This window comes from Actinoalloteichus sp. GBA129-24, assembly GCF_001941645.1.
Taxonomy (GTDB): Bacteria; Actinomycetota; Actinomycetes; order Mycobacteriales; family Pseudonocardiaceae; genus Actinoalloteichus_A; species Actinoalloteichus_A fjordicus.
Genome location: NZ_CP016077.1, coordinates 6,631,965 through 6,644,470, shown reverse-complemented (window position 1 = coordinate 6,644,470; position 12,506 = coordinate 6,631,965). Strand labels below are relative to the sequence as shown.

Sequence of the window (12,506 nt, the reverse complement as noted above, 5' to 3'; positions counted from 1 at the left end):
CACAACTGAAATGTCCTTAAGGACGATGAAGTACTGCTGTATCGTTGAATCATGCTCGACGTGCGCAGGCTTCAGGTGCTCCATGCCGTGGTGACCAGCGGTTCCGTGTCCTCGGCCGCGACTGACCTCGGATTCACGCCGTCTGCGATCAGCCAGCAGCTCGCCACCCTGGAACGGGAGGTGGGGATGCCGCTGCTGGAGAAGGCGGGCCGGGGACTGCGGCCGACTCACGTTGGCCAGACGCTGTCCGATCGGGCCGGGGGAGTGCTGGCCGATCTCGCCGACATCGAGCAGACGGTGGCCGACCTGCGTGCGGGCAGCACCGGACGGGTGCGCATCCGCTACTTCGCCACGGCGGGCGCCGTCCTGGTGCCGCAGGCGGTGGCGGAGTTCCGTCGCGAGTACCCGCGCGTCCGGCTGGAACTCCTGCTCGACGACGTGGAGCCGCTCGCCGAGCTGTGCAGCGGCCGGGCCGACGTCGCACTGATCGTGCAGACCTCGGAGACAGCCGAGTTGCCGGGGCTGCGTCATCTGCCGCTGCTCGTCGATCCGTATCGTGTCGTGCTGCCGCGCGGTCACCGACTGTCGAGCCGACGGTCGGTCGAGGTGACCGAGTTGGCCGAGGAGCAGTGGGTCGACTCGGACCGCTCGCACGGGCCCTGCCGCGAGCCGGTGCTGCGGGCCTGCGCGGCGGCGGGCTTCCAACCGGACTTCGCGGTGCAGACCGAGGACTACGCCACCGCGCAGGGGTTCGTCGCTGCGGGCATGGGCGTCGCGATCATGCCGATGCTCGGCCTCGGCGCCGTCCACCCCGGGGTGGTGGTTCGGCGACTGCGGCAGCCGGAGCCGATGCGGCGCATCGCGCTGGTGATTCGTCAGGCGGTCGAAGAGCAGGTCGCCGTGCGGCGGCTGGCCACGGCGTTCCAGGCCGTCGCGGCCTCGGTGGTGACCTGATCAGGAGGTGCCCGGCTACGTTCTGATCGCCGGCGGCAGCCTGCGCCTGCCGATCAGCACGGCCGTCGACGTCCGACAGCACACCTCAGCGGTGTCGACCAATGCGGCGGTGCGGATCGCAGAAGCGAGGTGCTCGTCGATCGGACGGCCGCGATCGGAATGAGCCTGCTCCCGTGGTGCCGGAGGTGAAGAACACGGAGGCAGAGCCGGTCCCGAGGGCGCGGGCACCGGCCAATGGATGTCCCGATCGGTCGCGGTCAGCGCGTCGGCGTCGAGCACGCGGAGCTGTGCCACCCACCGTCTCCGGCACGGCTCCTCGTCCAGCCGAGGGAACCAGCGGGCTCGAACAGGCTGCGTTGTCGGGAGGCCGGTGTCGCCCGGGCGATCGGCGATGACACCAATGCGCGGCAGCGACCCGGACTCCGTGTCCCGCCGCGGCCCTGCGGCTCGGCTTCGCCGACGGCGTCAGCGTGGCCGCAGGTCTCGTCGCGTCACTTGTCGACCTTGCCGATACGCAGGTCGTCGCCCTCACCCTCGATGTGGATGTCCCATCGCTCGTCGACCTCAACACCGTCCGTGCGCACGAAGTGCAGGTCGACCCGTACCCGGCCTCGACGGAAATCCGGGCCTCGCGTGATCGTCACCGACTCGACCGAGTCACCCCACCAGCTCTCGTAGCCGCCGAAGTCGCCCTGGAAGTCCGAGTCAAGCAGGTTGAACGCCTGCTGGTAGTTGTCGGGCAGCAGGTCGAAGTACTGGGCGACCAGCGCCTCACTGCGTTCCGGACGGCTCTGCTCTGAGTCTTCGTCCTCGTCTTCGCCCTGCTCGTCCTCATCCTCTTCCGTGACGGACGGTGCCTCTTCCCGGGGAATCGAGCGCTCCGGGGTGTCGACCACCGGCGGGGCCTCCTCCGAGGGCGGCGCCTCCGTGGTGGTCTCCGCCGACTCGGATGTGCTGGGGCCGGCAGCACCGGCTCCGCCCGCCGCGCCGTTGTTCTCGGTGAAGAACACTCCCGCGATCAACACGCCGATCAGCGCAGCGGCGATCACCGCGACGGCCGTCAACAGCACGGCGCGTCCTCGGAAGCCTTCTTCCGGTTCGTTCCGAGTGGGGCGGGGTTCCGGCTTGGGCTGATGTGCGCCCTGGGGCGCCTGCGCCGCCGTGGAGACCGTCCTGGCCTGCTCGGGCCGGTCGGTGACCGGCCGGGCGTCCAAGCGCGTCGGCGTCGGCCCGCCTGCGGGCTTCGGTGCTGCCGCGCCGTGTGCGGCGGCAGGCCGGGGCGGCCCGGCGGGCATGGGCGGCCCAGGGGCCGGTCTGCCCGCGGCGACGGCCTGCATGCCTTCCCTGGCCTGCGCCATCGTCGGCCGTTCGATCGGTTCGGCACGCAGGAGACGCATCAACAGTGCGGTGAGCGGCCCCGCCTGCCTAGGCGGATTGATCCGGCCCGCCGCCACCAGGTGCAGCAGTGCGAGGGTGTTCTCATGAGTGCCGAAGGGCGGCTCGCCCTCGACGGCCGCGTACAGGGTCGCGCCGAGCGAGAAGACGTCGGCGCCGAAGCCGGGGTCGTAGCCCTTCGCGACCTCGGGCGCCAGATAGGCCGGGGTGCCCGCGAGCATCCCCGTCTTGGTGACCGTCACGTCGCCGGTCGCGCGCGAGATCCCGAAGTCGGTGATCTTGACCTCGCCGTTGTGCCCCAGCAGGATGTTGCCCGGCTTGATGTCGCGGTGCACGATGCCCGCCGCGTGCGCGGCGGCCAGGGCACCCGCGACACTCGCGCCGATCCTGGCGACCTCGGTGGGCGGCAGCGGACCACGCTCGGTCAACGCCGTGGCCAGGCTGTCCGACGGCAGGTACTCCATGATCAGGCACGGCTGACCGTCGTCCTCGGCCACGTCGTAGACGGCGATGGCGTTCTGATGCTGGAGACGGGCGGCGATCCGGCCTTCCCGCATCGCCCGCTGCCGAGCCTCCTCGGTCTCCGCGGGACTGAGACCGGGCTGGAGCAGCAGCTGCTTGATCGCCACCACTCGGCCGAGCCGATCGTCGGTTCCCTGCCACACCACGCCCATCGCGCCGCTGCCGATGCGCCGATCGAGTCGATAGCGTCCTGCGACCAAGCGACCCTCGTCGCTCACTGGCGGCTCCCGGTTCTGCTCACGGCTCCAGGGTAGGACCCGGTTCCAGCACGGCGAAATCCGTGTCGTCCTCCGAGCGGCCTCGCTCCTGCGCGGTACTTCTGCTCATCGGCCACCGAGGCGGTGTCACGGCGGATCGAGACACGCCGTCGACCTTGACGACGACCTCGGCCCGGTCACGAACGAAGTCCAGACGACGATCGCGAGTCGGACCCCTCGACGCGGCCCGACCACGAACACGCTCCTGACGAGCATGACGCCGGCCTCAGCCCTGGTGTGTCTCGCTCTGCTGCGCGCCCAACAGCCTGGCCTCGGTGATGCGCTTGGGAGTGTCGCCGACTACGAGCTGATGGGTGAGATACAGCCGCCCGCCGTTGGCCCCATCGATGGCCACGGTCGCCACCACACTACCGGCCTGCCGTTCGTCGATGGTCACCACCTCGACACCGTGGACGTCGTCCCAGGCTTCGATGAAGTCCGAGCGGTCGCCGCCGCGCAGTTCGGGAGCGAGCAGACTCGCCGCAGCCGTCGGATTGTCGTCCAGCAGCGTGAAGAACTGTTCGACCAGTTCGCGGTCGGTGTACACCGTGGCCGGTCCGCCTGCCACGACCCGCTGCTGTCCTGGCGGCACCCGATCGCCGAGCGGCTGGGTGGCGTCAGCGGCGTCGTCGGAGTCCTCGATCACAGCGAGCGGCTGTGGCGAGATCTCGGGTCGGGCCAGATATGCGGTCAGCACGTCCGGACGCATCACCAGGGGACCGGCGAGCGTGATCGGCGACAGGTCGGCACCGCCGGGGAGGTCCACCCTCGGTGCATTGGTGATCATTCCCGTCGCCAGGATCGAGCTGGACAACACCAGCAGACCTGCCACGAAGGCGAGCGTTCGCAGCGGCGTGGTGCGGAACAACGCTCCGGGTTCCTCCTGGTCCGAGGCGACTGCCTCCGGCGGGTCGGAGTGTGCCGGGGCATGCTCCCATGGCGATTCGATGCGCAGCCGCGCTCTCGCCGCCTTCGGTTGACGCCTGACCAGCTCGGCGACGGTGATCGACCCGGCTCGGTTGCGTCGTCGACCGTCTGTGGAACGCCCCACGTCCCTGCCTCCGTACCCTCGGTGCTCGTCAGAACTCGTATCGTGAGTGGAGGCGGTCGCGCCAGAGCTTGACGGAAGTTCGTTCTTACGTGGCGTCAAGCGGTCGTTCCCACAAGATGAGAGGCATGCCGGTGCCGGGTGCGGCGCCATCGCTACGGTCCGTGTCTACCACTGTGCACGGGGGATCACTCGGTCGACGGTGATGAGCGGATCGGCCGACGGCGCGAACCGCAGCTCGCGATACTCCGTCGACTGCGAGCCGTCGTCGTGCGTGACCACGACGGTGGAGATCGTGATCCCCTCGACCGGATCGACGGTGATGTGTCGGAGTTCGACGGTGGCGACGTCGTCGTGCAGTCGGGTGAACACCGGGAGTCCCGCCTCGGCGAGTTCTCCGGTGACCAGCTTGAACGCCGCATCGACATCCGGGCCGATGGCGTTGAAGAAGGCGATCGTCTGTTCTCTGATCTCCGTCCCGCTCACCACGGGGGTGCCTTCGCCGACCGTGACGAAGGGCACCGCCGTCGGCGTGGCGGCAAGGTCCGTCGTCGAATCCGTCTCAGCTGGCTGCGGGGCGCCGGACCCGCCCGCCGATCCGCCGGGCGGCGGACCCTCGGGGTCGGCGCCCGCCTGTCGGGCGCGGCCTGCCGAGGTGCCCGACCCGGCCGAGGTCGGCTCGGCCGGGTTCGTCGCCGTCGTCGAATCCTGGGCGGCCAGCAGGTGCGGGGCGCCGATCGTGGGGACCGTCGTGGTGGTCGCCTGCGGCGCGGGCAGCCGGGTGCCGCTGGGGAACACCGGGAGCGAGTCCGGCGGCCTGCGATGGGGGTCCGGCCCCAGGAACAACGCGGTCGTCACCAGCAGGGCGGCCAGGGCCGTCATGGAGGTCGTCACGGTGAACCAGGCCGCGTTCCGCCAGCTCCTCGGCGGCGTCACCGAGGCAGGCACCATCCCGAGATCGAACTTGCGCAGCCCGACGGCGTCGCTGTCGATGACGGGATCGGGCTCGGGGAACGGCCTAGCCCCGACGGGAACGGGTTCGGCCGGGGAGAACGAGGCCGAGGACAGCGACTCGATGGGCGGCGGCGCCGAGGAGAACGGCACCGCAGCCTCTTCGAATCGGGTCCCACCGGGTGGTCTCCCGCGCCGGTGCCGCCCCGGTTCTCGCTGTGGTTCGCCGTCCATCGGCTCGTCGACCTCTCTACGCCAGGAGGCGGGCCTGCCAGGGGTTCGCGGGTCTTCGCCGACGCCGCCGAGATGGTTCATGCGGTGTCGACCACCTGGAACGTCTCGGCCAGCCTGGCCTCGCCCGACCCGCCCGCCTCGGGGAGCAGCGCGGCGGACGCCTCGGCCATGACGGCGCGCAGCTCCTCGATCAGCTCCGGGAGATGCGCGGTCTGCGAACGATGCGCGGCGAGGGCGGCCGCCTTGCGATCGAAGGTGTCGGTGACGTCGACCGCGTGATTGATCCGTTCTGCCGGGCTGCCCACCAGCCACAGCTCGCGCACCGTCCATGCGTCCAGACCGTCACGGCCGAGTTCGGGATGCGCGAAGGGATTGCGGGCATCCGGATACACCGCAGCCATCGCGGCCGCGCCGACGGCACGATGATCGGGATGGGCGACGGCGATGCGCCGCCAGTCGATCTCGGGGGAGTGCGTCACGACCCGGTCCGGCCGCAGTGTGCGGATCACGCGGGTGATGTCGCGCCGGAGTTCCAGCGACTCGACGACGCGACCGTCCGGATAGCCGAGGAAGCGCACGTCCTCGACGCCGACCGCTGCTGCGGCGGCCTGCTGCTCGGCCTGCCGGACCGCGGCCATCTCGCCGCGCGGGGTGTCGTCGAAGCCGCCCGCGTCCCCTGCGGTGCAGACGCAGTAGGAGACCTGGATGCCCTGGGCCGTCCAGCTCGCGATGGTGGCCGAGGCGGCGAAGTCGACGTCATCGGGATGTGCCGTGACCACCAGCACTCGTTCCACTGTGTCGGCAGGAGGACCGGATGCGATGGCCACGAGAGCAAGGGTAGGGCGCCCGACGGCGGAAATGACCTTGGTTAGCCATGCCGGGCAGCACTGCCACTCGAAAGGAGTGAACGCCACCGCAGAGCGTGATCGCCTGCGGCGGCTTATCGGGTCAGGACTGGTAGCGCTTTCGAGTGGCGTTCAGCGCGTTGGTCGCGGCCACGCCGCTGCCCGCGCCGACGACGATCGCCAGGATGTCCAGCGGCACGCTGCCGTTGGTGAACAGCAGCGCCAGCAGCGCGGCGGCTGCGATGCCGCCCGCCTGCGGGAGTTTGCCCTTGACGTAGTCCGTGACCGGGCCGCCGCCCGCTCGCTTCTTCGCCGCAGCGTTGAGCATCGCGAGGTACCCGCCGTTGCCGACGGCGGCCACCAGGCCGACCAGCGTGACGATGACGGCCAGAAAGTGGATCACCGAGTCCATGCGGTCCAGTCTGCCCGTTTTCCAGGCCCGAGACATCAGTGGTTTCCCGGATGTGACCTAGGGAGCTTCCAGGCCTTTCGCGACGAGGACTGAGCAGACGCCGTCATCGCCTGCGTCGGCGGTCTCGCGCCGGGCCGCCCTCGGGACGGCTGAGCCTGCCGCTGCGGGCGCCTCGCCGCCCTCGGCCGGATCTCCCGGCGTCGAGCTTCCGGAGTCGACGTCGGCCTCCGGCCGATGCGTCGTCGCCGAGGGGGACGACCCCTGGGACACCGGGATGCGCCAGCCCGCCGGATTGCCCGAGTCGACCGGGTCGTGCCCGTTCGACCGGGCGGCCGCTGCTGCGGGATCGCCGCATTGTCGCTACTGCCGGTGCTCGTCTGTGGCGTCGGAGTGACGATGGCGGTGCTCGGGCACCATCGCCGGCGGGGCGAAGGCGCTCACTCGGAGCGTTCGCCGCCCAGTCTGCCGCGCCCGAGTCGCAGCAGCGCCATGGCCAGCTCGCGTCCGTCCGGCCCCAGCTCCCGGTATCGGGCCAGCACCGCCATCTCACGATTGGTGACGATGCGGGGACCTCCTGCGGCCATGCGCGCCTTGCCGACCTGCTGAGAGACCTCGATACGCCTGCGGACCAGCCGCAGGATCTCACTGTCCAGGTAGTCGATCTCCTTGCGGAGCTCGGCGATCTCCTCCGGAGCGGGCTCGCCTGCCCCCGCGGTCGCTGAGTCGGAACTGGCCACGTTCATCTCGGCTCTCCTTCGAGAAGACATTCGACACGACGTCGGGGTCCGGGCCCCGGAACCGAGAAAGCCCCGGGTCCGAGAGGACTCCGGGGCTTGCGTGGTGGCTGATCGTGTTCAGACCACGGACGCCGGAGTCCGGTACCCGTGAGCAAAGTAGCGCTGTGTGAACACCCGTCCAGTCTGCCACAACGCTCGTCAGGCGGTTCGCTGCTCCGACTCCTGAGCTCGGGCGTGTTCCCGACGGCGCCTGCTGATCGAGCGCCACAGCACCACACCCGACACCAGGATGCCCAGGACGCCGAACCCGAGCGTGCCCCACTGGTGACCGATCGCGCGGCCCGCACCACCGATGAACAGTCCGAAACCGGTCCAGGTGACCGCCCAGAGCGCGGCCCCGAGGGTGGCCAGGCGAATGAAGCGCAGGTAGCTCATGCCCAGCGAGCCGACGACGACCGGCACCATCGAGTGGACGACGGCCACGAATCGGGTGGTGATCATGGCGCGGGCGCCGTCACCCTTGGCGATCGACTCCGCCTCGGCCCAGCGCTGGTCGCCCATCTTGCGGCCGATCCAGCCTCGTCGGATGCGGTCGCCGATCAGCCTGCCGATGAGATAGCCGCCGGACTGTCCGACGAGCGTGCCGAGGAAGCTGATCAGCACGATCGCCAGGCCGTACTCCCAGCCCAGTGTCGCGGCGGCGACGAGTACGGCGACGTCGCCGGGCACCACCAGCCCCACCAGCAACGACGTCTCCAGGATCATGATGACCAGCAGGCCGAGCAGGAAGACGAGAGGATCAAGCGAAGCCAGGTACGAGACGATTCCGTTCACGAAGTCGGGCATCGCGCACCGTATTCCTTCGTCTTGGGATCCAGGTGGTCCAGCCGCACGTCGGCTCCTTCCGATTCGGTCTACCCACTCTGTGCCGCGACGACTGCCGTGACATCGGGAAGGACCCTGGAACCGTGATCGGGGCGTGGTGGGGATGTCCGGGATGTCCCTGAGCGTGCCCCACGGCCGTGACGGTCGCCGATGATGACCGAGCGTCATCGTGGTGTCCGACCCCCGGCGCCGCACGCCGGGTGCGGAGCGTATGTGAATGTTGCCGAAAGTAGTCAGATGCGGCGACCGTTGCGATCACGGGCCGGGGCGGCGATTCGCGTGTCGGGGCGATGCGGTAGGCAGAACCGCCGCCTGCCTCAAGCGCTGGAGGGATGGACCCACTCCGGCCTGTACCGTGGAGTGTCGATGAACACCCTGTTCGAGCTTTCCCCAGACGCGTCCACCTCGGCTCCGGCGCGGCGCGCCGTCGACTCGGCGGCCCTGCTGGCGGGACTCAATCCGCAGCAGCACCAGGCCGTGACCCATCAGGGCAGCCCGCTGCTGGTGGTGGCGGGCGCCGGATCGGGAAAGACGCGGGTGCTGACCAGCCGCATCGGTTATCTGCTTGCTGAGCGTGACGTCCACCCTGGTCAGATCCTGGCGATCACCTTCACCAACAAGGCCGCCGCGGAGATGAAGGAACGCGTCGCAGATCTGGTCGGCCCCCGAGCCAATCTGATGTGGGTCTCCACCTTCCACTCGATGTGCGCGCGACTGCTGCGGCGCGAGGCGAGGACCCTGCGGGAGCTGCTGGCAGGCGACGACTCGGCAGGCACCGCGAACTCGAACTTCTCCATCTACGACGGCGACGACGCCAAGCGGCTGATCACCCAGGTCGCCCGTGATCTGGAACTGGACCCCAAGCGGTTCCCGGCTCGGACGCTGGCCGTGCACATCTCCAATCTGAAGAACGAGCTGATCGGGCCTGTGGAGGCCGCAGAACAGGCCGCCGACGAGCTGCAACGGCGGGTGGCGCAGGTCTATGCCGCCTATCAGCGCCGACTGCACTCCAGCAACGCCCTGGACTTCGACGACCTGATCCTGCGCTCGGTCGAGCTGTTGCAGCGGTTCCCCGACGTCGCGGGCTACTACCGGCGTCGCTTCCGGCACGTCATGGTCGACGAGTATCAGGACACCAACCACGCCCAGTACGTGTTGGTGCGCGAGCTGGTCGGCGCGGCCACCGGGGATCAGGGCCCTGCGGTGCCGCCCGCGGAACTGTGCGTGGTCGGCGACGCGGACCAGTCGATCTACGCCTTCCGAGGCGCCACGATTCGCAACATCGTCGAGTTCGAGCGCGACTACCCGGACGCGCGGACGATCATGCTGGAGCAGAACTACCGCTCGACGCAGACGATCCTCTCCGCGGCCAACGCCGTGATCTCCCGCAACCCGGATCGGCGGGACAAGCGGCTGTGGACCGACTCCGGCGAGGGCGAGAAGATCGTCGGCTACGTCGCGGACAACGAACATGACGAGGCGGCGTTCGTCGCCAGGGAGATCGATCGGCTGGTCGACGCGGGCGAGGTCGTCAACGGCGACATCGCGGTCTTCTACCGGACCAACAACCAGTCCCGGGTCTTCGAGGAGATCTTCATCCGGCTCGGCCTGCCGTATCGCGTGGTCGGCGGCGTCCGGTTCTACGAGCGTCGTGAGGTCCGCGATGCGCTGGCCTACCTGCGCGCGCTGGCGAACCCGGACGACGCCGTGGGGCTCCGGCGCATCCTCAACACCCCCAAGCGCGGCATCGGGGACCGGGCGGAGGCGGTCATCTCGGTGTACGCCGAGCAGCAGGAGATCGGCTTCGCTCCGGCGCTGCGAGCCGCAGCCGAGGGGCGGGTCGCCCTGCTCAACTCGCGGTCGCAGAAGGCCGTCGCCGGCTTCGTGGCGTTGATGGACGAGTTGCGAGCCGAACTCGACGCGGGCCACGACGTCGCCGAGATCCTCGAAGCCGTGTTGGAGCGCACCGGCTACCGCGCCACGCTGGAGGACAGCGACGATCCGCAGGACGCCTCGCGGTTGGAGAACCTGACCGAACTGGTCACGGTGGCGCGGGAGTTCGTCGCGCAGGCACTGGCGGTCGAGAACGAGGCCGCACCGGTGTCCCAGGAGACGGCCGAGCCGCTGAGCACGTCGACCGATGCCGACGCGGACGCCGAGGACGGACCGCCCGCAGGCTCGCTGGCCGCCTTCCTGGAACGGGTCGCGCTGGTGGCCGACTCCGATTCCGTGCCGGAGTCCGAGGACGGCGTGGTCACGTTGATGACCCTGCACACGGCCAAGGGCCTGGAGTTCCCGGTGGTGTTCTGCACCGGCTGGGAGGACGGGATCTTCCCGCACCTGCGGGCGCTGGGTGATCCGGCCGAGGCAGCGGAGGAGCGCAGGCTCGCGTACGTCGGCATCACCAGGGCGCGGGAGCGGTTGTACCTGTCGCGGGCGCTGGTGCGCTCGGCCTGGGGACAGCCGATGACCAACCCGGCGTCCCGGTTCCTGGAGGAGATCCCGACGGACCTGATCGACTGGCGCCGCCTTGCCCCGGACCGCTCCGCACCGAGCGTGGCGACCCGCTGGGGCGGCCGGTCCGGCTCGGGATTCGGCTCCGACTCCGCGCAGGCCGCCGTGGCCCAGGGCGGGATGAAGACCACCGGATTCGGCGGCTTCGGGCGGGGCGGCGCGGCCAACGCGGTGCCGATGAAGCTCGACGTCGGCGATCGGGTCAGCCACGACAAGTACGGGCTCGGCAAAGTGGTCGCCACCGACGGCAGCGGCCCGAGGACCACCGCCACCATCGACTTCGGCACGGCGGGCCGGGTGAAGCTCATGCTCATCGGCAGCGTTCCGATGACGAAGTTGTAGGGCTGCATGCGGGCTGTATCCAACTAACGTGTTACGGAAGTTTCTGTCCTAACATGCGTCGAAACTGCATACTTGGGTCGTCGGTGACCTGAGGAGATCGTGATGCTGCTTCGCTTCCGGGTGGCGAACCACCGCTCGCTGCGCGACGAGCAGGAGCTGTCACTCGTCGGGGTGCCCGGCCGTGGGCAGCCGAAGCCGACCGGCCCGGTGCCGCCCACGGTCCGCGTGGCGGGCATCTACGGCGCGAACGCATCGGGCAAGTCCAACGTGCTGCACGCGTTGGGCTACCTTCGGGACGCCGTGGAGCACTCGCACACCAGGTGGCCGGCCCTGGGGGGAACCTATCGAGACCGGTTCCTGCTGGACGCCCGGTCGGCGGAGGAGCCGAGCGGCTACGAGATCGACCTGCTGGTAGAGGGAGTCCGGTACTCCTACGGTTTCGAGATCGATGACAAGGCCGTGCTCGCGGAGTGGCTGTACTCCTTCCCACACGGCGCCCGTCGGCGGATGCTCTTCGAACGCGAGGAAGCCGATTTCAAGTTCGGCCGCAGCCTGCCGGGACGTAACGCGGCGATCGCCGGGATGACTCGGCCCAATGCGCTGTTCCTCTCGGCTGCGGCGAGCAATCAACATGAGATCCTGCTGCGAGTCTTTCGGGCGGTGGTCGGCATCTCTCCCGTCTTCCACGAGGGACTCGGAACATCACCTGTGCCGACGGCGGACTGGCTTGGGACGGACGAGGACCTGATCTCCACTGTCAATTCCTGGCTGCGGGTCGCCGATGTCGGAATCGACAGCGTCTCGGTCTCCGAGATGATCCTCGCGGATGACATCAAGCAGCAGACCCAGGTGCTGATCGAGGCATTTCGGAAGATCAGCGATGACGACTCCTTGGATGATGTACCGGGCGAGTCAAGCGAGATCCGGATCCCGGAGTTGCAGTTTCGGCACCATGCCGACTCGGCGGACATCTCGGTGCTGGGGTTCCACCAGGAGAGTTCGGGGACCCGGATCTGGTTGGCCGTTCTCCCGCTTCTGATCAAGACTCTCCGGCACGGTCTCACCCTGGTGCTCGATGAGATCGACAGCAGCATGCATCCGGCGTTGAGCGGCGCGATCGTCACGGCGTTCAAGGACCCGGAGATCAACCGATCCGGAGCCCAGCTCGTCTTCAGCACCCACGACGTCTCGCTGTTGAGCGGGCTGCTCGACGGTGGCCTGTTGGCGCGGGACGAGGTCTGGTTCACCGAGAAGGATCGGGCCGGAGCGACAAGCCTGTACCCGCTGAGCGACTTTCACCCTCGGCAGGGGGAGAATCTCGAACGGGGGTATCTGCAAGGGCGTTACGGGGCGGTTCCCTTCATCGACGTGCAGGCGCTACGGCTGGTGTTCGCGGCCAAGGGGGAGTGA

The 12,506-nt window shown here is 69.2% G+C and carries 10 protein-coding genes; 3 read left to right on the top strand and 7 right to left on the bottom strand.

Going from position 1 to position 12,506, the window contains the following annotated elements; genetic code table 11:
* The first annotated feature begins 51 nt into the window (after positions 1-51).
* The gene (locus tag UA75_RS28515; protein ID WP_075742867.1) at positions 52-954 is read left to right on the top strand and encodes a LysR family transcriptional regulator; all 903 of its coding nucleotides are present in this window, start codon (positions 52-54) and stop codon (positions 952-954) included.
* A gap of 491 nt (positions 955-1,445) precedes the next feature.
* Here the strand turns inward: UA75_RS28515 and UA75_RS28505 are convergent, their stop codons facing one another.
* From UA75_RS28505 to UA75_RS28470, 7 genes are all read right to left on the bottom strand, one after another.
* Complete coding sequence (locus UA75_RS28505) at positions 1,446-3,089, bottom strand: serine/threonine-protein kinase (RefSeq protein ID WP_075742865.1); 1,644 nt, start codon at positions 3,087-3,089, stop codon at positions 1,446-1,448.
* Positions 3,090-3,354: 265 nt separating this feature from the next.
* On the bottom strand, positions 3,355-4,179 hold the full coding sequence (locus UA75_RS28500) for a hypothetical protein (protein WP_075742864.1): 825 nt from the start codon (positions 4,177-4,179) through the stop codon (positions 3,355-3,357).
* A 165-nt stretch (positions 4,180-4,344) separates the two neighbouring features.
* Positions 4,345-5,442 (bottom strand): hypothetical protein, encoded by a 1,098-nt coding sequence (locus UA75_RS28495; protein ID WP_157434480.1) that lies wholly within the window; start codon positions 5,440-5,442, stop codon positions 4,345-4,347.
* The gene (locus tag UA75_RS28490) at positions 5,439-6,188 is read right to left on the bottom strand and encodes a PIG-L deacetylase family protein (RefSeq protein WP_232237524.1); all 750 of its coding nucleotides are present in this window, start codon (positions 6,186-6,188) and stop codon (positions 5,439-5,441) included. The genes UA75_RS28495 and UA75_RS28490 overlap by 4 nt, the downstream gene beginning before the upstream one ends.
* A gap of 121 nt (positions 6,189-6,309) precedes the next feature.
* Positions 6,310-6,618 carry a hypothetical protein gene (locus UA75_RS28485; protein WP_075742862.1) on the bottom strand — a complete coding sequence of 103 codons (309 nt, stop codon included), beginning with the start codon at positions 6,616-6,618 and terminating at the stop codon, positions 6,310-6,312.
* A 437-nt stretch (positions 6,619-7,055) separates the two neighbouring features.
* The gene (locus UA75_RS28475; protein ID WP_075742860.1) at positions 7,056-7,361 is read right to left on the bottom strand and encodes a chorismate mutase; all 306 of its coding nucleotides are present in this window, start codon (positions 7,359-7,361) and stop codon (positions 7,056-7,058) included.
* 192 nt (positions 7,362-7,553) lie between these two features.
* Positions 7,554-8,201, bottom strand: coding sequence for a DedA family protein (locus UA75_RS28470; protein ID WP_075742859.1), 648 nt, complete (start codon positions 8,199-8,201; stop codon positions 7,554-7,556).
* Between the two features lie 405 nt (positions 8,202-8,606).
* On the opposite strand from UA75_RS28470, the gene pcrA reads away from it, so the two are divergent.
* Together pcrA and UA75_RS28460 are read left to right on the top strand one after the other, a co-directional pair.
* Entirely contained in the window at positions 8,607-11,096 is a 2,490-nt protein-coding gene (gene pcrA, locus UA75_RS28465) for a DNA helicase PcrA (protein ID WP_075742858.1), read from the top strand.
* Between the two features lie 102 nt (positions 11,097-11,198).
* Positions 11,199-12,506, top strand: a complete 1,308-nt coding sequence (locus UA75_RS28460) for an AAA family ATPase (RefSeq protein ID WP_075742857.1) — start codon at positions 11,199-11,201, stop codon at positions 12,504-12,506.